Source organism: Ruegeria sp. BI7 (genome assembly GCF_056537925.1).
The window spans coordinates 102,632-125,416 of the sequence record NZ_JBQFSK010000004.1 but is presented as its reverse complement, the minus strand read 5'-3'; the positions used below and the strand labels follow the sequence as shown (position 1 = coordinate 125,416).

Below are 22,785 nucleotides of genomic sequence, written 5' to 3'. Positions count from 1 at the left end.
GTTATGGTTGTGTTAACCCTTCGTTAACCGTTTCGGAGAGACCCTGATGGCGCAGAATGAGTGGATACTGGACGTGTTGTCGGACCTCAACGCCTTCGCTGTTGAGAATGGTATGATCGCGCTGGCCGAACAGCTGGACGACACCAAGCTGATCGCCGCAGCCGAGATCGCGTCCATGAAGGCTGAGGTACGGACGCCGGCGGATGGGAAAAATACTCGATATGAGCCAAGTCCTGGAGGACTTGGAAAACACCAGCACGCTTGATGAATTAAGTGGCGTCGCAATCCGGTTGCGTGACCGGCTGAAAGTCGAGCACCTTATATACCACTGGGTCGATGGTGCCGGGGATCAGTACGGCTATACGACCTATCCCGATGCTTGGGCAGAGCGATATCTGGAAAAGAGTTATCACCGCATTGATCCGGTCATCCTGGGGTGCTTTCAGCGGTTCCACCCGGTCGATTGGAAAACGCTGGATTGGTCCAGCAAAGTGGCCAAGGCATTTCTGCAAGACGCACAAAGCCACGGTGTCGGCAATCAAGGCTATTCCATCCCGATCCGGGGGCCGAACGGGCAATTCGCCTTGTTTACGGTCAACCATACCTGTGATGATGAAACCTGGCAGCGTTTCATCGAGCGTCATGGTCGTGAGCTGATCCTGATCGCGCATTATTTCAACCGCAAAGCGCTGGAATTCGAAGTTGATCGACAGCCCGACTCTGCCCGCAGTCTGTCGCCACGCGAAGTCGACGCGATGACCTTGCTGGCGCTGGGGTACAGCCGGGCCCAGGTGGCCCATTCGCTGTCTATCTCTGAACATACACTACGGGTCTATATCGAAGGCGCCCGGGCGAAGCTTGGGGCGCAGAACACCACTCACGCCATCGCCACAGCGCTCAGCCGAGGATTAATAGTGGTTTAAGAGGCGCGCGCCCTCAGAACGGGAAATTAACTATGACTTTGTACCCCCTTCGTTCCTGCACAGGACGACAAGGGGAAAAAAGTCATGTTGCGCTATTTGTATGCGGATGAGCTGCACAAGTTTCCGGATCTGGCCGAAGGGATGTTCCGGGATCGCGCGGATCAGTTCAAAACCCGGTTGGGTTGGGACGTACACGTTAACGAAAAAGGGGAAGAGCGGGATCGGTATGACGATCTGAACCCGCTTTATGTCATCTGGGAAGAAGAAGACGGCAGTCATGGAGGCTCAATGCGCGTGTTGCCGACCACCGGCCCGGTCATGGTGAACGAGGTGTTCGGCCATCTGACCGGTGGCAAACCAGTCTGCAGCCCGCTGATTTGGGAGGTCACAAGGTTCTGCCTGTCGCGCACGGCCAGCCCACACACCGCAGGCGCCATCATGCTAAGCGGCGGTGAGATGATGGAAGGGTTCGGCCTGACCCATATCGCCGGGGTCTTTGATGCACGCATGATTCGGATTTACCGCCTGATCGGATCGTCCCCGGTGGTTCTGGGGACCGAAGGGCATGGGCGTGATCAGATTTCGGTAGGGCTGTGGCCCTATTCTGCCGATGATTGCAACCGCGTAGCCGAACGCGCGGGGATCCCGCGAGAGTTGTCGCGGCTGTGGTTCAAGACGGCATTCGGGATCGGACGGCAGCATCGCTTTTCTCTGTCGGCCTGATCAGGCGAAAAGCCCAATCCCTCTCTGGTGATAGCTGGCGCGGCCCTGTAGGGTCGCGCCATGTCTTTGCCCCCCGTGACCTTCTCTGACGACCAGGCGGCCGCCTATGACAGCATTTCTGAAATGCTGCGATCAGCCGGTGTTGATCTGGATGATGATGCCCTGCTGAAATTGCCGGGCAATGGCAAATCCGGTGTGATGGCGGTGATCGGCAAAGCCGGCTCGGGCAAGACCTTGTTGCTGGCCGAGCTGTACAAGGCCTTGGCCGAAACCGGTGTTCAGATTGTGTCTGGTGATTTCGAAAGCCGCAAAGCCAAGGAAAAGCGTAGCCTTGCGATCCTGGCCCCCACCAACAAGGCCGCCAGCGTGTTGCGCCTGCGCGGGGTCCCTGCAACGACCATTCACCGCATTCTCTATACCCCGGTTTATGACCCGGAATATGAACGCATCGCCGAATGGCTGGCGGGCAATGACGAACGCCCCGAGATCGAAGGTCTGACGGACGAGGCGTTGGACCGTGCAGCGGCGTTTTATGCGAATAATAAATCGATCCCTGGTGCCTTGGCCGCCGCCGGATTGCGCGGATCCGATTTCATCACCGGCTGGAAACGTCGGGACGAGCCTTTGGATATCGGGTTCGTCGATGAGGCCTCGATGCTGGACGACCGGCAATTCGAGGACCTGCAAGAGATTTTTCCGACCTTGTTGTTATTCGGTGACCCTGCGCAGCTGGCCCCCGTCAATCAATCGGGCAGCATGGTGTTTGACGCTTTGCCCGAGCCGCGCAAACAGGTCCTGCACCGGGTCCACCGGCAAGAGGCGGACAATCCTATCCTGGACTTGGCCCACGCGCTGGCGGACCCTAAGATGGGGTTCGAGGATTTCGAACGTCTTATAGAACAAACCGCCCGTCAGGATGACCGCGTGGTCTGGGGTCAGCGGGTCGAAGTTGATCTGATGGCCCGCAGCCCGGTTCTGGTCTGGCGCAACGCCACACGCATTCGGTTGATTCAGGCGTTTCGGCAAGTTCACGGCGCGCCTGAGACCGAGCTGCTGGAAGGTGAACCACTGATCTGTGATGGCATCGAACTGCCGTTGAAACACCGCAAGAAACGTTTGGACCTTGAGGCGCGCGGGCTGATCAAAGGCGCGCAAGTCATCTATTTGGGACCAGGGCGCAAGCCGGGCTTTTCACGCCTGCACGTGATGGGCGCCGAGGACCCACAGGTCAGTGCGGCCTCGATCGTCAAGATCGAAAAGCCGGATGAAGAAGAACCCTTTATCCCCTTCGCCGCCCGCATGGGTGCCACCTTTCTGCATGGCGCGGCGGTAACCATTCACAAGGCGCAGGGCTCGCAATGGGACACAGTACAGGTCTTTGCACCGGATATTTACGCCGCCGCCCGCATGGGCAGGACCGAGGCCGGGCAGCCGCTTTGGAAGCGGCTGGCCTATGTCGCCATCACCCGCGCGCAAGAGCGGTTGATCTGGGTTGTGCGCAACCGTCTGGCCAAGCCCACCCATCCGCTGCGTGTGGATGATCTGCGCGCGGTTCCGGCGGCGTCCTTGACATTGGAGGCTGAAGATACATGACATCCATCATAGTAACCGGCGCAAGCTCGGGCATTGGGCGGGCCACGGCGGAATTGTTCTTGAACGAAGGCTGGACAGTGGGCCTGTTGGCGCGCAGTGCCGATACGTTGCACGAAATGGCCAAGGATCGCACAAACGCGATCCCATTGGTTGCGGATGTAACGGACGCGGATGCGGTCCATGCGGCCTTTGGCGCGTTTCAGGAAAAGGCTGGCCGGTTGGACGCGTTGTTCAACAATGCGGGCATCTTTGCGCCCGGCGGAACCATCGACGAGATCGCGCTGGAGGATTGGTATCAAACCGTCAACGTCAATCTGAACGGCATGTTCCTATGCGCGCGCGAGGCTTTTCGGATCATGCGCCATCAGTCGCCGCAGGGCGGGCGCATCATTAACAACGGCTCGATTGCCGCATATGTGCCGCGCCCGAACTCGGTGCACTACACGACCACGAAACATGCCATCACCGGTCTGACCCGCAGTCTGTCGCTGGACGGGCGGGACTTCGGAATTGCTTGCGGTCAGATCGACATCGGCAACGCGCGCACGCAGATGGTACAGGGACTGGTGGATGCCGCGGTTGAGGCCGGTCAGACGCCCGACCCGACCATGGCGGTTGAAGACGCAGCACGCTCGGTGCTGCATATGGCGACCCTGCCGCCCGAGGCGAATGTGCAGTTCATGACCGTGATGGCAACAACGATGCCCTATATCGGGCGCGGTTAGAGGCTAGTTTTCACGCAGCAATCGGAACGCAGTCGACGCCCCCCAGCCCGCTGCAATCGCAATGACCAGTGACATCAGCCCGTACCACACAGGTTGCTGTCGGGACATATTGTACAAAAACCGCTCCAGCCCCACTTTGCGCACGTCGATGGTTGTCTCGAATTCCGAGATCACCTCTTTGCCGCGGGTCAGGAAGATGCGCGCAGCATAGTCGCCTTCGGTCAGGTCGGCAGGCATTGCAATTGAGGTGCGGAACAGGGTTTGCTCATCCACGGCCACTGTGTTTTCGCGAATGGAATACAGCCCCTCATCCTCGCGAATGCGCACCACGGCATCTGCAAAATCCTGCGCGCCTCGGATATGCATGGCCGCCCCGACCGATCGGATGGCGCGTTCGATTGAAATTCGGTATCTTAGGTCCTCGGTGTCCAAAAGGATATTATCCAGCGGTCCGCTTGTGGCGACGGCGTAGAAACTTGGCGCAAGGTCGACCAGAACGCTGTCAGTGTTGACCCAGATGCCCAGTTTGCGTTCCTTGCGCCGGACTGTCACTGGGCTGGACGGCCCGGCCACAGTCACGATCACCTCAAGCGGTGGGCCGGCGGGGATCGGTGCTTCTCGTTTGACGGCACCGAAGATCAGGATTTCAGAACCATCGAATGTCGCGGTAATGGCGACCCGGTCCTGGCTGAGACCCAGCACCACCTGCTCTTCTTGCGCAAGGGCTGGCGAGCAGCAGAAAACCAGCAGGGCAATCAAGCGTTTCAGCATGATCAGTGCCCTCCTTCGCTGCCAATGGAATACAGCTCGGATGGTTCGATCAATAAGTCCAGTGCCAGCTTGCCGCAGACCACCAGAACCAGGGCTGCCAGCAGCACGCGCAACTGCTCGGCGGGCATCTTCGCGCCAATCACCGTGCCAATCTGCGCGCCCACGACACCGCCGACCAGCAGCAGAACGGCCAGAACAACATCAACCGTATAGTTCGTGGTTGCGTGCAGCATGGTGGTAAAGCCGGTCACAAAGATGATCTGAAACAAGGATGTTCCAACCACCACCTTTGTGGGCATGCCCAGTAGATAGATCATTGCAGGCACCATAATAAAGCCGCCGCCGACGCCCATGATGGCCGCCAGTACACCGACGCAAAGCCCGACCAGAATTGGGGGAATGACCGAGATATACAGGCCCGAAGTGCGAAAGCGCATTTTAAACGGCATCGCATGAACCCAGCCACGCTGGCGCCGTTTTGCTGGTGCGCCGCCACCCTTTTTGGCCTTGCGCAGTGCCCGCAAGCTTTCGATGAACATCAGGCCACCAACGACGCCAAGGAAGACGACGTAGCATAGCGTGACAAGCAGATCGACCTGGCCCAGGCTTTTGAGATAGTTGAACACCACCACCCCAAGGGCCGCACCCATTAAGCCCCCGATCAATAAGACCGTGCCCATTTTCAGATCTACGGTCTTTCGTCGAAAATGCGCTAATACACCGGAAAAGGACGAGGCGACGATCTGGTTGGCTTCGGTTGCGACGGCGACAGCGGGGGGGATGCCGATGAAGAACAGCAGCGGCGTCATCAGAAACCCGCCGCCTACACCGAACATGCCCGACAGGATGCCAACCATCCCACCCAGCCCCAGCAGCAAAAAGGCGTTGACGGAGACTTCGGCGATTGGAAGGTAGATCTGCATGTGTATTTACCGGATGAGGTCAGACGCGTCACACAAAGTGATCCGGCCCGTCTCATACCACAGGGATGAGGCTTTAATACTGCGCGCGCAATGCGGCCGTATGGCGAATACCAACCTGCCGATCGCGCGGGCTGCGTGACCGACAAGCCGATCTGGCTGAATTGAAAAACGGACCCCGGAACCGAGACGTTTTTGTGCGTTTGCCACCGTGACAGGAACGAATCCGATCTTGGCTATCACAGGAAACAAACACATACCCCCTTAGAGCGGTTGCGGCATGCAAAATCAACTCTGCATGCCGCTCTGCAGCGAACAGGACTGAAATGAGTCTTAAACTGGACTTATCAGCGCTCTTTCACATAGGGTTCGCCACCGGCGCGTGGCGGGACGGCTTTGCCTACGAACCCGGCCAGAATAACCACCGTCAGGATATAGGGCAGGGCGTCCATGGCCTGTACCGGGATAACAACGCCGCCCAGGTCGATGTTCTGGAAACGCAGCGCAATCGCCTGTAACAGACCGAACAGCAGGCAAGCCCACATCGCATGCCAAGGCCGCCATTTCGCAAAGATCAGCGCGGCCAAAGCGATGAACCCGCGACCGGCGGTCATTTCCTTGACGAACCCGGCCTGCAGGGCAGTGGCCAGATAGGCCCCGGCGATCCCACACAGCACGCCGCAGATGGCAACGGCCGCAAATCTCAGGCCGACAACCGAGACACCGGCGGTATCCACCGCGGCCGGATTTTCACCCACCGCGCGCAGGCGCAAGCCGAACCGGGTGCGATACAGAATCCACCACGTCAATGGCACCATCAGAAACGCCACATAGACCAATATCGAATGACCCGAGAGTAGTTCGGAATACACCATATGAAACGAATTGGTGTCAGACATCAGTTCAGAAACCGGTTTCCCCGAGAGTTCAGCATCTTCGGGGCCGATTGCATAAGGAAACTCTGCAGATTCGAACCGTCCACCGCCAAAGAGAGAAGGCGTGCGCCCGCCCTGTTTGAACCAGCTCTGCGCAATCAGAACGGTCAGGCCCGAGGCCAGAAAGTTGATGGCAACGCCCGAGATCAGCTGATTGCCCCTGAAGGTGATCGAAGCGAGCCCGTGCAAGCCGGACAAAATCAGCGAGGACCCGATCCCTGCCAGCAGGCCCAACCAGACAGACCCGGTCACTGCCGCAATCGCCGCCGAGAAAAACGCCGCCATCAGCATCTTGCCTTCCAGCCCAATGTCGAAAATACCCGCGCGTTCCGAATACAACCCGGCCAGACACGCCAGTAAAAGCGGTGTTGCCAGACGGATCGTTGAATCAAAAACCTGAATGAGTGTTACGAAAACCTCCATCACTCGGCCCCCTTCCGCAGACCGAGGAACAGTTTCTCAAGCGGCATGCGCACCATGTTGTCCAGTGCCCCGGTAAACAGGATCACCAGCGCTTGAATAACCACGATCAGCTCACGCGGGATCGAGGTCCACAGCGCCAATTCGGCACCGCCCTGGTACAGGAACCCGAATAAAAGGGCCGCCACAAACACGCCGAACGGGTGCGACCGGCCCATCAGCGCCACGGCAATCCCGATGAAACCCGCGCCCTCGGTCGAGTTGAGTACCAGCCGTTCAGCCTCACCCATCACGTTGTTGGTGGCCATTAACCCAGCCAGCGCGCCCGAGATCAGCATGGCAACGATGGTGATGCGCACGGGAGAGATACCGGCATAGACAGCACCGGTTTCGGAGTGACCATAGGCACGGATCTCATACCCCAGCCGCGTCCGCCAGATCAGCGCCCAGACCACAAAACAGGCCAGGATCGCGACAAAGAACGAGATATTGGCCGGCGCACCCTTGAATACCGCGTTTTCAGCGGTCGAGAACATCGACTGGAAGGTCGGCAGATGCACGGCCTCGGGGAAGCGTGCAGTTGCAGGATCTTGCGAGCCCTGCGGGCGCATCACATTGACCAGCATATAGTTCAGGAAGGCCGCCGCGATAAAGTTGAACATGATCGTGGTGATGACGATATGACTGCCGCGCTTGGCTTGCAGAAAGGCCGGGATTGCGGCCCATGCCGCCCCAAACAGCATCGACGCCGCACAGGCGGCCAGCAGGGCAATGCTCCAATGTGGCCAGTCGATGTACAGACACACTATGGCAACGCCAAGCCCGCCCAGCATGGCTTGGCCTTCGCCGCCGATGTTGAACAGCCGCGCGTGGAACGCCACAGCCACCGCCAGCCCGGTGAACATGAAATTGGTCGCGTAATAGAGCGTATAGCCCCAGCCATAAGTCGACCCCAGCGCGCCGGTAACCATCAGATTCACCGCTTCAACCGGGTTTTCACCAATGGCCAGAATAACCAGCGCCGAAAGGATCGCGGCCAATATCAGACTGATCAGTGGGATCAGAACGACATCGGCCCATTTGGGCATTTTATCCATGCTTCACGCGGCCTCTTCCGCAACACCGGCCATTAGCAGGCCCAGTTCTTTTTCATCTGTCTCGTGGGGCAGGCGTTCGCCCATAATATGTCCGTCGAACATCACCGCGATCCGATCGGACAGCGAGAAGATCTCCTCCAGCTCGACCGAGACCAGCAGGATTGCCTTCCCCTGATCGCGCAGGGCGACGATTTGTTTGTGAATGAATTCGATCGCGCCGATATCCACACCGCGTGTCGGCTGGCCGACCAGCAACAGGTCGGGGTTCCGCTCGATCTCGCGCGCGACGACGATTTTCTGCTGGTTGCCGCCTGAAAAGCTTTTGGCGGTCAGCCAGCCATTGGGCGGGCGCACATCGAACTTTTGAATCTTGCGCTCGGTATCCGCGCGCAGGGCGGCATTGTCCATGAACAGACCGCGTTTATAGGCAGGGTCGCGGTGATAGCCGAACGCCACGTTTTCCCACGCGTGGAAATCCATGATCAGGCCCTCGCGCTGACGATCCTCGGGGACGTGAGCGATGTGCTGCGCACGCCGCGCCTGACCGTCAGACCCATGCCCACTAAGCGCCAGCGGTTCACCATTCAGCTTGATAGACCCTTTTCCAGGCCGCATCCCGCCCAAAACCTCAAGCAGTTCCGACTGGCCATTACCCGCAACACCGGCGATGCCGACGATCTCACCCGCGCGGACCGTCAAGTCGATACCCTTGACCCGCTCAACACCCGCTGAATCGAAGACGCGCAGGTTTTCGACCTCAAGAATAGGTTTGCCGGGTTTTGCAGGAACCTTGTCGACCTGCAGCAGAACCTTGCGGCCTACCATCAGCTCGGCCAGCTCCTCGGGGCTGGTCTCGGCGGTTTTGACTGTCGCCGTCATCTGCCCGCGCCGCATCACCGAGACTGTATCGGTGTTTTCCATGATCTCGCGCAGCTTGTGGGTGATCACAATGATCGTCTTCCCTTCGGCCCGCAGACGGTCGAGAATGCGGAACAGCTGATCGGCCTCGGCCGGGGTCAGAACGCCGGTCGGTTCGTCCAAAATCAAAATCTCGGCTTTGCGATACAAGGCTTTGAGGATTTCGACCCGTTGCTGCATCCCCACGCCGATTTCGTCAATGCGCTTGTCTGGGTCAACGAACAGCTCGTATTCTTCTTCCAGCTCTTTCAGTTCCTTGCGAGCCTTGGATAAAGACGGAGCCAGCAGCCCGCCATCTTCGGCGCCCAGAACGATGTTTTCCAGAACCGTGAAATTCTCAACCAGCTTGAAATGCTGGAACACCATCCCGATGCCCGCCGCAATCGCCGCCTGACTGTCGGGGATGTCGGTCTTGGTCCCGTTGATCCAAATCTCACCTTTGTCGGCTTTGTAGAAACCGTAGAGAATACTCATCAGCGTGGATTTGCCCGCACCGTTTTCACCGATGATCCCGTGGATCGTGCCGGGGGCGACGCTGATGGAAATGTCTTTGTTGGCCTGAACCGGCCCAAAGGCTTTGGAAATCCCTTTGAGCTCAATGGCGGGGACTGTCATGTCGTGTCCTCAATTGCCGAAGGGGCCGCACAGGGCGCGGCCAAGTGGAGACGAGGCGGAGGTCAAACCCCCGCCCCGCGTGGTATCAGAACTGCAGTGCCGGGCAGCTGTCGTTCTCGTAATAGCTGACGACGGAGACGTTTCCGTTGATGATGTCACTGCGTGCGTCTGCAACGGCCGAGCTCATCTCTTCCGTAACTAGTTCAGCGTTGTATTCATCCATGGCGACGCCCACACCCTCTTCGGCCAGACCCATGGCGAAAACGCCGGTTTGCAGATCCTCGCCAGCCTTCATGGCGTCATAAACGGCCACGTCCACGCGCTTCAGCATTGAGGTCAGAACCTTGCCCGGATGCAGGTGGTTCTGGTTGCTGTCCACACCGATCGAAAGGATGCCTTCATCGGCGGCGGTCTGCAGAACGCCCACACCGGTGCCGCCCGCAGCAGCATAGATGACGTCAGCACCCTGGCTGATCTGTGCCTTGGTCAGTTCGGAGCCCTTGACCGGGTCGTTCCATGCCGATGGGGTGGTACCAGTCATGTTGGCAACGATATTGATGTCGGGGTTCACGGCTTTGGCGCCTTGCGCGTAACCGCAGCCAAAGTGACGGATCAGCGGAATATCCATGCCACCGATGAAGCCAACTGTTCCGGTCTTAGATGCCATCGCAGCCATCATTCCAACCAGATAGGAACCCTCATGCTCGGCAAAGCCGATCTGACGCACGTTCGGAGCATCTAGCCAATTCACATCAACTGCAACGAATTTGGTGTCGGGATAGTCGCCCGCGACAGCCGCCAGCGGATCAGCCATTGCGAAACCCATGGTGATGATTGGGTTCAGGCCAGCTTCGGCAAAACGACGCAGGGCTTGTTCACGCTGGGCTTCAGACTGCAGTTCGATTTCGCGATAAGTCTTACCGGTCTGTTCCGCCCAACGTGATGCCCCATTATGGGCTGCTTCGTTGAACGATTTGTCAAACTTGCCACCCAGGTCGAAGATCAGGGCTGGTTCAGCCAGGGCCGCACCCGCGGTCAACGCGACGGCGGCGGCAGCGCCCATCAAGGATTTCATCAGGGTCATTTCATACTCCCGTTTGTTATTGTTGGTCGGGGTTAAGATAGCCCCGATTACTCACTGTGAGCGAGCATAACTGTTGTGATGGCGGGAATTAAGGGCGTTTGCAACCGGTGCGGTCAACTGATTCTTGACCAAATGGTCGAAAAAATTAGGAGGCGTCGGTCAGGTCAGGGCGCAGACCATGACAACGGAGTCGATTTTCTCAGCTTTTTCGCGCAGATAGTAACCCTTGCGCAGGCCGCAGCTTGTGTATCCACAGCGCTGGTACAACGCGATAGCCGGGTGATTGTCTGCCGCAACGTCCAGAAAGGCGCGGGTTGCGCCCAAAGCTTTGGCTTTTGCGTGCCAGTCCTGCATGAGGCGCAGGGCAAGACCTTGGCGCTGACGATTGGGGTGGGTGGCGATTGTCAGCAGTTCAGCTTCACCTGCAATGACTTGAAACAGGGCAAAACAGTCAGCGTTACCAATGACATGCGTGAACCGATTGGTCAGAAGATCAGAAAATTCTGATTCCGTCCAAGGGCGCGACTGCGTGAAGGCTGCCGTATGGGTATGAGCCAATTCTTGCGGGGTCATCCGTCAAGCAGAACCGGTGGTGAGTCCTTTGACGGGGCCGCATCAGCCGGGCGCACATAGAACGGGGCAGGGGGCTGGGTCGTGGTGGACCATCTTTGCGCTGTCAGCCGGGCAAGGGCGTTGACCAGCACATCGGCGTCATCATTCAGAATCAGATTTCCAAGTGATTCTGCGTGTTCCTGCGCCATCAGTGCGGGGTCCTGACCGGGCAGCGCGACATAGACTTGCTCGCGGGGTGCGCGGATCGCGGGAATCCCATCCCCGATTTCGGCCAAGGCATCAAAACCGGTAACTCCAACAGCCGGGATACCAAGTCCCAACGCCAATCCCCGCGCAGCCGAAACCGAGATACGGATGCCGGTAAAATTCCCCGGCCCGATCCCGACTCCAATGGCGGTCAGATTGCGCCACGTGCAATCCGCCTCGGCCAGAATCTCTTCTAACAGCGGCATCAACCGTTCTGCCTGCCCGCGTGACATGGGCTCAACGCGCGAAGCGACAATCGTGTCGCCATGTAGCAAAGCGGCCGCGCAATGCGCGGCCGATGTGTCAAATGCTAAAATGATCGGGTCAGACGGCAACGGGGCGAACCTCGGTCACTTCCGGGATGTAGTGGCGCAGCAGGTTCTCAATTCCCATTTTCAGCGTCAGGGTCGAGGACGGGCAGCCCGCGCAAGCGCCTTGCATGTGCAGGTAAACAACGCCCCGGTCGAACCCGTGGAACGTGATGTCACCGCCATCCTGCGCCACCGCCGGGCGCACGCGCGTATCCAGCAGGTCCTTGATCTGATTGACCACTTCGGCATCCTCGCCGAAATGTTCTGCGTGACCTGACCCATCAACAGCATCTTCACCCAATACCGGCTGACCGGACTGAAAATGCTCCATCACAGCGCCCAGGATGGCCGGTTTGATGTGATCCCACTGAACGTCATCCGATTTGGTCACGGTGACGAAATCATTGCCAAAGAACACGCCGGTGACACCAGACACTGCAAAAATCCGTTTCGCCAAGGGCGATTTTTCCCCGGCTTCCGCCGAAGGAAAGTCTGCAGTGCCCGCTTCCAGCACCGGCTGACCGGGCAGGAATTTCAGCGTTGCAGGGTTCGGCGTGGATTCGGTCTGGATGAACATGTCACGGCTCCGTTTCAGTTGTACCTGATATGCGGGTCCGGGCCGGGGAAGTCAAGATTTGGAACCATTCTAAATTTCTGCCGCCAGTTGCATCGCCGCATCCAGCCGGTCATCGCCCCAGAACAGTTCATCCCCCACTAGAAAGCTTGGCGCCCCGAAAATCCCCTTGGCCTGCGCGGTCTGAGTCTGTTGGATCAAGGCCGCCTTGATATCCGGGTCTTGACAACCGGCCAGCGTTTCTGGGGGCAGGCTGGCTTGGGACAGGCAGTCGATCAGCACCTTGTCGTCCGAGATATTGAGGCCATCAACGAATTCGGCGGCATAGACGGCCCGAACAAAGGCAGCCCGTTGAGGGTGGGTTTCAATCGTCATCACTAGCCGCGCAGCCTTCAGACCATTTTGGGGAAAGGGGTCAGGCCGGGCAAATCGCAACCCCCGACGGGCCGACAACCTCTCCATATCGCGCCACATATAGCGCCCTTTGGCGGGATAGATGTTGAACGGCGAATTGTCCCAGCCCTGCGCGGCGAAAATCGGACCTAGCAAAAAGGGATGCCATTCAACTGACACCCCGTTCTGCGCAGCCAGATCCTCGATTCGCATCGCACTTAGGTAAGAGTATGTGGATGCGAATTCGAACCAGAACTGGATGCTGCGCTGCATGGGTGCCCTTTTAGGTGATTTCTTCCAGCTTTTCCTTGCTCAGATCACCAGGAACGATGGTGATCGGAATTGGCAGGTTGCCCGAATTCTTGGTCAGTTGCGTCACCAGCGGCCCGGGGCCTTTCTTTTCAACGCCTGCGCCTAGCACCAGCACCCCGATCTCGGGGTCTGATTGCACATGTTCGATGATCTCGGCGACCGGCTCACCTTCGCGGATGGCCAGTTCGGGGTCGATGTTTTGTTTGTCGCGCATCCACTTGGCGAACACCTCGTAATGGGCGTGAATACGCTCGCGTGCTTCCTCGCGCATTACCTCGGCCACGCCGATCCAATGGTTGAACTCATCCGGCGGAATGACCGATAGGATTGTAACGCCACCGCCGGTGTGGGCTGCGCGCATAGCGGCAAAACGCATCGCGTTCAGGCATTCGCGACTGTCATCCAGAACGACCAAGAATTTGCGCATGAAGTGTCCTCGTATATTTCAGGCGATCATGCCCGACCATTTGCGTGCTGGCAATAAGCGGCTGTTTAGCGGGTGCTTAGTGCCCAGTCCCAATACAGCTCGCGCGCACGGCGGGCTATGGGGCCGATTTGATATTGCGTATCCTCCAGCGCGGTGACCGGGGTGATCTTGTTCATGTTGCCGGTCATAAAGACCTCATCCGCCTTGTGGAAATCGTCAAAGCCAAGGATGGCTTCGTGAACGACCGCCCCGTCGGCGCGCAGGTTTTCAATGTGACGCGCGCGGGTGATGCCAGCCAGAAAGGTGCCGTTGGGGGTTGGGGTAAACACCTCTCCGTCACGGACCATGAAGATGTTGGCGGTTGCGGTCTCGGCCACGTGGCCCAGTGCGTCCGCGACCAGCGCATTCGAGAACCCCTTGGCGCGAACCTCTTGCAGCATGCGCGCATTGTTGGGGTACAGGCACCCGGCCTTGGCATTCACCACCGACGATTCCAGAACCGGACGGCGGAATTTTGTGGTACCCAGCGTGACCGAGGCGGTCTCGGGCGCCATCGGGATCTCTTCCAGGCAGATGGCAAAACCAGTGCTGTTTTCCTGTGGGACAATGGCGGTCGCGTCGCCGTCGATGCCCCAATACATCGGGCGGATATAGACGGCTGAGTTCGGTCCGTAAGAAGCCAACCCCTCGCGGATGATCTCGACCATCTGCTGGGTTGAGACAAACGGGGTCAGCATCAGTGCCTCGGCTGAGCGATTCACGCGGGCACAATGTGCCTCAAGATCCGGGGCCATGCCGTCGAAATAGCGCGCACCGTCGAAGACTGACGATCCCAGCCAAGCACCGTGATCGGCCGCGCGCATGATCGGGGCATCCCCGTCATGCCACTGACCCTCGAAATAGGTGCGGATGTTCTTGCCGACTGCCATGACGCCCTCCCACGCTTTGCGCAAACCTAGGAAGGCGCTGCGGTAACGTCCAGCGCAATCAGCCTTGTTTTAAGCTGACCATGCCCACAATTTCGTAAGTCTGCTGCAGGATCGGCGCGGCAATCGCGCGGGCCTTTTCCGCACCTTTGCCCAGAATCCGGTCAATCTCGGCTTCTTCGCCCATCAGGCGGGCCATTTCGGACGAAATCGGTGCCAGTTTTTCCACCGCCAGTTCTGCAAGCATCGGTTTGAATTCACCGAACTGTTTACCGCCAACATCGGCCAGCACCTGATCGACCGTCTGATCGCTGAGCGCGGCATAGATGTTCACCAGATTGCGCGCCTCGGGGCGGTCTTCCAGACCATCGATCTCGGATGGCAGCGCATCCGGGTCGGTCTTGGCTTTGCGAATCTTCTTGGCGATCGTGTCGGCGTCGTCCGTCATGTTGATGCGGCTCATGTCCGAGGGGTCGGATTTGGACATCTTTTTGGACCCGTCGCGCAGACTCATGACACGGGTCGCGGCCCCTTCGATCACCGGCTCAGTAATCGGAAAGAAATCGATGCCGTAATCATGGTTAAACTTGATCGCGATATCGCGCGTCAGCTCAAGATGCTGTTTCTGGTCGTCGCCAACCGGCACATGCGTTGCGTGATAGGTCAGGATGTCGGCGGCCATCAGCGACGGATAGGCGAACAGACCCAACGAGGCGTTTTGCTGGTTCTTTCCGGCCTTGTCCTTCCATTGAGTCATCCGCTGCATCCAGCCCATGCGGGCGACGCAGTTGAAGATCCACGCCAATTGCGCATGCTCAGGCACCTGGCTTTGGTTGAACAGGATCGATTTATCCGGGTCGAGCCCGGCGGCGATAAACCCAGCGCACAGTTCGCGCGTCGAATGGGCCAGTTCCTTGGGGTCCTGCCAGACGGTGATCGCGTGCAGATCGACCATGCAATAGATGGTCTCCATATCCGGCTGCTGCATATCCACAAATCGCTTGAGCGCACCCAGATAGTTGCCAAGATGCAGGTTTCCCGACGGCTGGATGCCGGAAAACACGCGCGGTGTGAACTGGGTCTCGGTCATCGAAGGGAACTCCCGTCTGGAAAAATCAGCCCCCGTCGCTTACCCATGAGGCTAAGGGACGTCAACCGCCGCGAAAGGCCAGCCCAATGAGCAGTGAGAATTATACACCCGCCGTGAACCCTTTGCCGCCCGTTGTGGTGGCCTTGGTGCTGTTCATTATGGGGGTGGAACTGGCCTTTACCCTGGGAACACGCGGGCTGATCGGCGGTCCGTCGGCGGTGGGATGGCGGCTGGATGCGCTGCAGAGCTATTCGTTTTCGCCTGATATCTTTGATTGGATGGTCGAGAACGGGCGTTGGCCGTTCGAACATGTCATGCGTTTCGTGACCTACCCCTTCGTGTCGGGCTCTTTCACTCAGGCCGTTTTTGTCTGCGTCTTCCTGATGGCCATGGGCAAGATGGTGGCCGAGGTCTTTGGCGGGTTTCAGATGTTGGTGATCTTCGTGCTGTCTGGCGTGGGCGGGGCACTGGCCTATGCACTGCTGCTGGACCCCCAATACCCGCTGGTCGGAGGGTTCCCGCCTGTCTATGGCCTGATCGGCGCATTCACGTGGTTGCTGTGGCGCAAACTGTCATTGGTTGGCGAAAACCAGCACCGTGCCTTTGGTTTGATCGCGGCCCTGATGGGGATTCAACTGGTGTTCGGCCTGTTGTTCGGCGGCACGTCCGACTGGGTGGCTGATCTGGGCGGGTTTGCCACAGGCTTTGGCCTTTCGTTCCTGCTTGCCCCGGGTGGCTGGGCGCGGATCGTGCGGCGCATTCGCCGCGACTGATCACGACCGACGCAAGGCTTTGCGGAACTCTGACACCTTGAAGGCGCCAAACAGGTGGCCTAGGAAGAAATAGGTGGCCGCGGCAATCTTGATCAGGATGATCAGCGCCAGATAACGCCAGCCGGACAGCTCGAACGCCCAGCCGAATAGATGAATGGCGGCGTATAGAACGACACCCATCCCCAGCGACGAGGCCACGATGCGCCATGCCCGGTGTTTGAAGCGGTCGTCGAACCGCGCCTCTTCACCCATGCGTCGCGCACCGAGGATCAGCAGACCGACCATAGCCCACCCGGCAGCCGACGCCGCAATGGCCGGTGCGATCCATCCCACCAACGGGTAAAGTCCAAAGGCCAGCCCGGCGTTCACGATCATCGCAACCACGGCATAGCGGAACGGGGACCGCGTATCCTCACGTGCGAAATACAGCGGTTGCAGCAGCTTTTGCAGCATAAAGGCAGGAAGGCCGATTCCGTAAATTGCCACTGCCAGCGCTGTCGCCGCGGTGTCCTCGGCGCTGAATTGGCCACGTTCGAACAGGACCGAGACCATCGGGTTTGGCAGGATCACAAACGCCACGGTCGACGGTATGGTCAGCAACAGCGTGAATTCACCTGCGCGGGAAAACGCGTTGCGGGCGCCGTCCCCGTCCCCGGCGCGCAAGCGGCGGGACAGATCGGGCAGCAGCACAATGCCGACGGCAATGCCCACCACGCCCAACGGCAGTTGATACAACCGGTCAGCCGCGAACAGCCAACTGATCGCCTTTTCGGTTTTCGAGGCTACCAATTGCCCCACCACCAGATTGATCTGAGTGACGCCCATTGCCAGTGCCGCCGGAACGGCGATGCGCACCATGCGGCGCATCTCGGGGCTGAGTTTCGGCAGACCGGGCCGGATACGAATGCCTGCACGCTCGGTCGCCACCCAGACCAGCGCCAGCTGTGCGACCCCGGCCACGGGAATGACGGCGATCAGCCAACGGATCACCTCGCCTCCAGCGGCTGTCCCGGCGATCAGGGCCGTGCAGGCAAAGATGTTCAGCAATACGGGTGCGGCGGCGGCGGCGGCAAAGCGACCCGTCGCGTTCAAAACACCCGAGAACAGCGCCGCCAGCGACATGAACAGGATGTAAGGGAACACCACATATCCATAGTCCACGGCCAGATCGAACCGTTCATCACCGTGAAACCCTTCGGCCGTGATCCAGACCAGCGCGGGCATGAACACCATTGCCAGCCCGACCAGCGCCAGTACCGCCACGGCCAACAGATTGAAGGCGTCCTGCGCAAAGCCTTGGGCGTTTTCCTCGCCTTCCAGCCGCTTGGAAAACATCGGCACAAAGGCAGCGTTGAACGCGCCTTCGGCAAAGAAACGGCGGAACATGTTTGGCAGACGGAAGGCCGCGACAAAAGCATCCATCACCGGACCCGGACCGATATAAGCCGTCAGCAGGATTTCCCGCAAAAAGCCCAGAATCCGGCTGGCCAGCGTCCAGAACCCGACCGTGAACAGGCCTGAAAACAACCGGATCTGCTTCATGAGGCCGCGCGCTCGGCGCCTTCGGTGATGGCTTTGCGCAGTTTGGTTTCAAGCGTGCGCTGTTTGCCTTCCGCATGGTATTTTAGACCAAACATGTCCTTGACGTAAAAGGTGTCGACCACCTGTTCGCCATAGGTCGCGATCACTGCGTTGGCGATATAGACATTGGCCGCGGCCAACGTTCGGGTCAGGTCATAGAGCAGACCCGGACGGTCGCGGGTATCGACCTCGATGATCGTGTAAATCTCGGACCCATCATTATCAAAGGTGATATGGGTCGGCACGTTGAAGGCGCGTTCGCGTTTCTTGATCTTGTCGCGCGATTTCAGCGCATCGCGGGCAACGACCTCACCCTTGAGCGTCTTTCGGATCATCTGGGCCAGGCGTGGCAGGCGGCTGGCCTCGAACGGGTGGCCTTCGGTGTCCTGAATCCAGAAGGCATCGGTTACATAACCGTCTTTGGTGGTGTAGCTGCGCGCATCCACCACGTTGGCCCCGACCAGCGCCAGAGCACCCGCAATTCGCGCAAAGATACCGGGGTGATCGCCCATTGCGAAACAGGCCCGCGTGGCGTCCCGGTCTTCGTCCGGTTGCATGCGGATTTCTACCTCACCCGGATCACCGCTGTGTTCTAGCGCCCGCAGCATCTCGGCAAACTCGACTTGGGTGTGCAGGTTCAGGCCCTGCCAGTACGGCGCATAGTGCCGCCCGGTTTCGACCTTTAGGTCCGCCTTGGACCAATTCGACAACGCGGCACGCAGGGCTTTTTTGGCCTCGGTCCCGCGATTGGCGCGGTTGAGGTCCTCCATCCCGGTTTCAAGCGCGCGCTTGGTTTCGGCGTGCAGGGCGCGCAAAAGGGTGGCTTTCCAGTTGTTCCACGTGTTCGGCCCGACCCCGCGAATATCGCAGACTGTCAGAACCGTCAGCAGGTCCAGCCGTTTGACCGTTTTCACCGCTTTGGCAAAATCGCGCACAGTGCGCGGGTCTGAGATGTCGCGCTTTTGCGCCATGTCCGACATCAGCAGATGATAGCGGACCAGCCATTCCACGGTTTCCGAGTCCGCTTTGTTCAGCCCAAGCCGGGGCGCAACCTTACGGGCGATTTGCGCGCCGAGGATCGAGTGATCTTCGGGTCGTCCCTTGGCGATGTCATGCAACAACAACGCAACATACAGCACCTTGCGGTTCACACCGCCTTTCAGAATGGACGACACCAGCGGCAGCGGTTCAATTAGTTCTCCGCGTTCGATCTGGGCGAGGTTGACGATACATTGGATGGTGTGCTCGTCCACCGTATAGCTGTGATACATGTTGAACTGCATCATCGCCACGATGGGCTCGAACTCGGGCAGAAAGGCGGACAGCACCCCCAGTTCGTTCATCCGCCGCAGCGCGCGTTCGGGGTTGCCGTGTTTCAGCATCAGATCAAGGAAGATGCGCCGCGCCTCGCGGTTTTCGCGCATATCTTCGTCGATCAGGTCCAGGTTCGCGGTCACCAACCGCATCGCGTCTGGGTGGATCAGCATGCCGGTGCGCAAACCTTCTTCGAACAGACGCAGCAGGTTCACTTTGTCGGCAAGGAATTTCTCGGGATCGGCCACGTCCAGACGACCATGCACCACCCTATAGCCCGCCTTGACCCGCGGTCGGCGACGGAAGATGCGTTCAAGCAGGGCCTCACCTTTCATATGCGAGGCTTCCAGCTTGGTCAGGAAAATACGCGTCAATTCCCCGACATAAGTGGCCTCGCGGAAATAGCGCTGCATGAACACTTCGACCGCGCGGCGCCCGGCCCGGTCTTCATAACCCATCCGGTCGGCCACCTCGACTTGCAGGTCAAAGGTCAGTTGTTCGGTCGGGCGTCTGGTGATCAGATGCAGATGCGAACGGACGGCCCACAGGAAATCCTCGGCCTTTACGAATGTTTTAAACTCTTCGGGCGTGAACAGGCCCAGAGGCACCAGTTCAGCCACATCCTGAACGCCATAGATGTATTTCGCGATCCAGTAGAGCGATTGCAGATCGCGCAACCCGCCCTTGCCCTCTTTGACATTGGGCTCGACCATATAGCGCTCACCCTGCTTTTGGTGACGCTCATCGCGTTCCTGCAATTTGGCTTCGATGAACTCTCGCTCGCTGCCTTTGAACAGGTCAGCCTTCAGGCGGTTGTCCAGCTCGGCGGCCAGTTTGCTGTCCCCCGCCAGATAGCGCTGTTCCAGCATCGAGGTTCGGATGGTGAAATCCTCGGCCCCAAGCCGCAGGCAATCCTTGATCGTGCGGGACGAATGGCCAACCTTCAGCCGCAAATCCCACAGGATATACAGCATGGATTCAATCACGCTCTCGGCCCAGGCGGTGATTTTGTAGGGCGTCAGGAACAGCAGGTCGACATCAGAGGACGGTGCCATTTCCCCGCGCCCATAGCCGCCCACCGCCAGCACTGCGATCCTTTCCCCCTGTGTCGGGGTGGCCAGAGGGTGCAGATCCTCGCTGGATACCTTCATGGCGGTACAGACCAGCCCATCGGTCAGATAGGTGTAGGAATGGGTCAGCGGCCGTGCATCAAACGGGCGTTCGGCAAAGGCATCGGCAATGGCCTGACGCCCGCCTTTCTGGGCATCACGCAAGATGCGAACGGTCTCATTGCGCCGCGCTGCGTTGTCCGAAGTCTTGTCAAAGGCCTCCGACAGCTGTGCCATGACGGAGGCGCTGTCGAAAATTTCATCCGCCGGGCAGATCAGCTCACCCCTGGGGGTGAGCTTCAAACCCGTTTGCTCAGAAACCGGCGCCTGTGAAGCTTTGTGGGGCAGGGTCAATCACTACTACCTGTTTATTTTGGATCGTGGCGACAGCCAGACCGCGTTCATTCGTACCGTTCGGCCGCAGGCGGAAGATACCGCCAACGCCCTGGAAACCGGCGTTTTGCGTCAGCGCCGAAGCGGTCAGAGCGTTGGATTTACCCTGGCTGACAAGTGCGGCGATTGCGGCAATACCGTCATAGGCCAACCCGCTGTTGGGGTGTGGAGCCTCACCATAGGTATTGTTGTACCGCTGCCGGTAAGCTTGGGCTTTTGATTGGTCCGGCAGTGCAAACCAACCACCTTGTACACCGGGCAAGTCCAATGTTTGCGGTGGGATATTCCAGCGCGTCAAACCAATAAACTGTGTGTTTGTTGTAGAAACGCCGGCTTCGGGCAGCAACTGTGAGAATAGCGGCAATGCGCCAACTGTGGTCGAGGTCAGGAATAAGGAATCTGCGCCGGACGCATCGACGGTTGCTTTAACTGAGGGAACCGAATTGATGACGCCCTGCTGCGAACGGTCATACCCCACCGATCCTGCATTGTTCACGCGGCTGCCAGCTAGCGCATTGGCAATGGCGGTTTGACCCAACTGGCCCGCAGCATCGTTGCTGTGAACGATGACCATGTTCGATTTGCCTTGCGATCCGGCAAAATTGACCAGGCGGTTGGCTGTATTTTCGAATGTGTATCCCAGAACAAAGACATTGCCACCTGCAATGCTGGTGTTGTTCGAGAAGGACAACACGTTGACGTTGCTGCTCAGCGCCGCAATGCCTGCAGAGTTTGCAGCCTGCGCATAGACCGGACCTAGGATGATCTTCGCCCCGTCTGCCACCGCCTGCTGCGCAACCGCCGCAGCCGTATTCGAACTGCCCCGCGTGTCATAAACGCGCAGATCGATTTGAACATTTTGCAAATCCGACATGGCCAGCCGGGCTGCGTTTTCCAAGCTGCGTGCCAGCGCCGCATCACCGGCCTGCCCCGATCCGGCAGGGACCAAGAGGGCAACAGGCACGGGGTCGGATGTGTTGATCGACGGACCTCCGCCGATGGTGCTGACGTCGCAGGCGGCCAGAAATGTGGCGGTTGCCAGTACGGCGGCGGTGCGCGCCAGTTTGCGAACGGGCTTGCAAACGGTAAACATCTGAATGAAAACTCCCTGTCCCGGCGGCTTGAGATGCCGCCAATCTATTGGGTCGCGATAATAAACGTCACGCTGTGAGGGTCCAGCTTTGAATTTCCAAAAAGTCAGATTGGGCACCGGCCTGTATTTTGTTGCCACTCCGATTGGAACAGCGCGCGATATCACGCTCAGGGCGCTGGACGTGCTGGCCTCGGCCGATGTGATTGCCGCCGAAGACACTCGCAGCCTGCGGCGGTTGATGGAGATTCATGGCGTCCCGCTCGAAGGGCGGCGCATTCTGGCTTATCACGACCACAGCGGCGCGGGGGCACGCGGCAAAATTCTGGATGCTCTGGCCGAAGGGAAATCGGTTGCTTATGCGTCCGAGGCCGGAATGCCGCTGATTGCCGATCCGGGTTATGATCTGGGGCGGCAGGCGGCCGAGGCCGGGCATATGGTGACCTGCGCGCCGGGGCCGTCGGCGGCATTGATGGCCCTGACGCTGGCGGGGTTGCCGACGGACGCGTTCTTTTTCGCGGGTTTCTTGCCCAACGCAACCGGCGCGCGCCGGACGCGGATCGAGGCGCTGCGCGACATTCCCGGCACCCTGGTGTTCTACGAGTCGCCCAAGCGCGTGGCGGTTTGCCTGTCGGATTTGGCCGAGGTGTTGGGTGAAGACCGCCAAGCCGCGATGTGCCGTGAGTTGACGAAAAAGTTCGAAGAGATCCGGCGCGGCTCGTTGGGTGAACTGGCCACTGCCCTGCAAGGACAGACGGTCAAAGGTGAAATTGTTCTTCTGGTTGACCGGGGTCATTCGGAATCTGTTAACGAATCCGACATAGAAGAGGCTTTGACGCGCGCCTTGGAAACCCATTCGGTGCGTGATGCGGCGGACCTGGTGTCGCAGATGTACAAACTACCGCGCCGTCCGATTTATCAAAAGGCGTTGAAATTGGGAAAGGGATGA

23 protein-coding genes are annotated in these 22,785 nt (G+C 59.0%); 7 read left to right on the top strand and 16 right to left on the bottom strand.

Features of this window, described 5'->3' with window-relative positions:
• Positions 1–46: 46 nt before the first annotated feature.
• The 5 genes from ACR0JB_RS12000 (at position 47) to ACR0JB_RS11980 (ending at position 3,964) form a co-directional block, all read left to right on the top strand.
• Positions 47–265: a hypothetical protein gene (locus tag ACR0JB_RS12000; RefSeq protein ID WP_170350439.1), complete on the top strand. Its 219-nt coding sequence runs from the start codon at positions 47–49 to the stop codon at positions 263–265.
• Positions 204–923, top strand: a complete 720-nt coding sequence (locus ACR0JB_RS11995; RefSeq protein WP_170361413.1) for a helix-turn-helix transcriptional regulator — start codon at positions 204–206, stop codon at positions 921–923. Before ACR0JB_RS12000 ends, ACR0JB_RS11995 begins: the two co-directional genes overlap by 62 nt.
• Positions 924–1,007: 84 nt before the next feature.
• A complete protein-coding gene (locus ACR0JB_RS11990; protein ID WP_170350599.1) occupies positions 1,008–1,646 on the top strand; it encodes an acyl-homoserine-lactone synthase in 639 nt (212 codons plus the stop codon).
• A 60-nt stretch (positions 1,647–1,706) separates the two neighbouring features.
• Positions 1,707–3,239 (top strand): ATP-dependent DNA helicase, encoded by a 1,533-nt coding sequence (locus ACR0JB_RS11985; protein WP_170397189.1) that lies wholly within the window; start codon positions 1,707–1,709, stop codon positions 3,237–3,239.
• Positions 3,236–3,964, top strand: coding sequence for an SDR family oxidoreductase (locus tag ACR0JB_RS11980; protein ID WP_170397192.1), 729 nt, complete (start codon positions 3,236–3,238; stop codon positions 3,962–3,964). The genes ACR0JB_RS11985 and ACR0JB_RS11980 overlap by 4 nt, the downstream gene beginning before the upstream one ends.
• A 3-nt stretch (positions 3,965–3,967) precedes the next feature.
• On the opposite strand, the gene ACR0JB_RS11975 is transcribed toward ACR0JB_RS11980, so the two are convergent.
• The 13 genes from ACR0JB_RS11975 to trpS form a co-directional block, all read right to left on the bottom strand.
• Positions 3,968–4,735 carry a TIGR02186 family protein gene (locus tag ACR0JB_RS11975; RefSeq protein WP_170350596.1) on the bottom strand — a complete coding sequence of 256 codons (768 nt, stop codon included), beginning with the start codon at positions 4,733–4,735 and terminating at the stop codon, positions 3,968–3,970.
• Positions 4,736–4,737: 2 nt separating this feature from the next.
• The gene (locus tag ACR0JB_RS11970; RefSeq protein ID WP_170350595.1) at positions 4,738–5,658 is read right to left on the bottom strand and encodes a sulfite exporter TauE/SafE family protein; all 921 of its coding nucleotides are present in this window, start codon (positions 5,656–5,658) and stop codon (positions 4,738–4,740) included.
• Positions 5,659–6,002: 344 nt separating this feature from the next.
• Positions 6,003–7,013 carry an ABC transporter permease gene (locus ACR0JB_RS11965; protein WP_170397194.1) on the bottom strand — a complete coding sequence of 337 codons (1,011 nt, stop codon included), beginning with the start codon at positions 7,011–7,013 and terminating at the stop codon, positions 6,003–6,005.
• A complete protein-coding gene (locus ACR0JB_RS11960; protein ID WP_170397196.1) occupies positions 7,013–8,107 on the bottom strand; it encodes an ABC transporter permease in 1,095 nt (364 codons plus the stop codon). Before ACR0JB_RS11960 ends, ACR0JB_RS11965 begins: the two co-directional genes overlap by 1 nt.
• Positions 8,108–8,110: 3 nt before the next feature.
• A complete protein-coding gene (locus ACR0JB_RS11955; protein ID WP_170397198.1) occupies positions 8,111–9,640 on the bottom strand; it encodes an ABC transporter ATP-binding protein in 1,530 nt (509 codons plus the stop codon).
• A gap of 85 nt (positions 9,641–9,725) precedes the next feature.
• Positions 9,726–10,724 carry a BMP family lipoprotein gene (locus tag ACR0JB_RS11950; protein ID WP_480789949.1) on the bottom strand — a complete coding sequence of 333 codons (999 nt, stop codon included), beginning with the start codon at positions 10,722–10,724 and terminating at the stop codon, positions 9,726–9,728.
• A 159-nt stretch (positions 10,725–10,883) separates the two neighbouring features.
• Positions 10,884–11,297 carry a GNAT family N-acetyltransferase gene (locus ACR0JB_RS11945; RefSeq protein WP_170397200.1) on the bottom strand — a complete coding sequence of 138 codons (414 nt, stop codon included), beginning with the start codon at positions 11,295–11,297 and terminating at the stop codon, positions 10,884–10,886.
• Positions 11,294–11,878, bottom strand: coding sequence for a tRNA (adenosine(37)-N6)-threonylcarbamoyltransferase complex dimerization subunit type 1 TsaB (tsaB, locus tag ACR0JB_RS11940; RefSeq protein ID WP_170397202.1), 585 nt, complete (start codon positions 11,876–11,878; stop codon positions 11,294–11,296). Before tsaB ends, ACR0JB_RS11945 begins: the two co-directional genes overlap by 4 nt.
• Entirely contained in the window at positions 11,868–12,431 is a 564-nt protein-coding gene (locus tag ACR0JB_RS11935; protein WP_170350589.1) for a NifU family protein, read from the bottom strand. The genes tsaB and ACR0JB_RS11935 overlap by 11 nt, the downstream gene beginning before the upstream one ends.
• A gap of 69 nt (positions 12,432–12,500) precedes the next feature.
• Positions 12,501–13,094 (bottom strand): 2-hydroxychromene-2-carboxylate isomerase, encoded by a 594-nt coding sequence (locus ACR0JB_RS11930; RefSeq protein WP_170350588.1) that lies wholly within the window; start codon positions 13,092–13,094, stop codon positions 12,501–12,503.
• Positions 13,095–13,104: 10 nt separating this feature from the next.
• On the bottom strand, positions 13,105–13,560 hold the full coding sequence (locus ACR0JB_RS11925; RefSeq protein ID WP_170350587.1) for a universal stress protein: 456 nt from the start codon (positions 13,558–13,560) through the stop codon (positions 13,105–13,107).
• 65 nt (positions 13,561–13,625) lie between these two features.
• Positions 13,626–14,489 (bottom strand): branched-chain amino acid aminotransferase, encoded by an 864-nt coding sequence (locus ACR0JB_RS11920; RefSeq protein ID WP_170397204.1) that lies wholly within the window; start codon positions 14,487–14,489, stop codon positions 13,626–13,628.
• Positions 14,490–14,547: 58 nt separating this feature from the next.
• Positions 14,548–15,576 carry a tryptophan--tRNA ligase gene (trpS, locus tag ACR0JB_RS11915; RefSeq protein WP_170397207.1) on the bottom strand — a complete coding sequence of 343 codons (1,029 nt, stop codon included), beginning with the start codon at positions 15,574–15,576 and terminating at the stop codon, positions 14,548–14,550.
• An 86-nt stretch (positions 15,577–15,662) separates the two neighbouring features.
• Between trpS and ACR0JB_RS11910 the strand changes: the two genes are divergently transcribed.
• Positions 15,663–16,349, top strand: a complete 687-nt coding sequence (locus ACR0JB_RS11910) for a rhomboid family intramembrane serine protease (RefSeq protein ID WP_170397209.1) — start codon at positions 15,663–15,665, stop codon at positions 16,347–16,349.
• On the opposite strand, the gene murJ is transcribed toward ACR0JB_RS11910, so the two are convergent.
• Genes murJ through ACR0JB_RS11895 form a run of 3 tightly spaced genes read right to left on the bottom strand, consistent with a single transcriptional unit; the run spans position 16,350 to position 21,839 of the window.
• The gene (gene murJ, locus ACR0JB_RS11905; protein ID WP_480789948.1) at positions 16,350–17,891 is read right to left on the bottom strand and encodes a murein biosynthesis integral membrane protein MurJ; all 1,542 of its coding nucleotides are present in this window, start codon (positions 17,889–17,891) and stop codon (positions 16,350–16,352) included.
• Positions 17,888–20,707, bottom strand: coding sequence for a [protein-PII] uridylyltransferase (locus tag ACR0JB_RS11900; protein WP_170397213.1), 2,820 nt, complete (start codon positions 20,705–20,707; stop codon positions 17,888–17,890). Before ACR0JB_RS11900 ends, murJ begins: the two co-directional genes overlap by 4 nt.
• Positions 20,667–21,839 carry a penicillin-binding protein activator gene (locus tag ACR0JB_RS11895; protein WP_170377707.1) on the bottom strand — a complete coding sequence of 391 codons (1,173 nt, stop codon included), beginning with the start codon at positions 21,837–21,839 and terminating at the stop codon, positions 20,667–20,669. The genes ACR0JB_RS11900 and ACR0JB_RS11895 overlap by 41 nt, the downstream gene beginning before the upstream one ends.
• Before the next feature lie 88 nt (positions 21,840–21,927).
• On the opposite strand from ACR0JB_RS11895, the gene rsmI reads away from it, so the two are divergent.
• The gene (rsmI, locus tag ACR0JB_RS11890) at positions 21,928–22,785 is read left to right on the top strand and encodes a 16S rRNA (cytidine(1402)-2'-O)-methyltransferase (RefSeq protein WP_170397214.1); all 858 of its coding nucleotides are present in this window, start codon (positions 21,928–21,930) and stop codon (positions 22,783–22,785) included.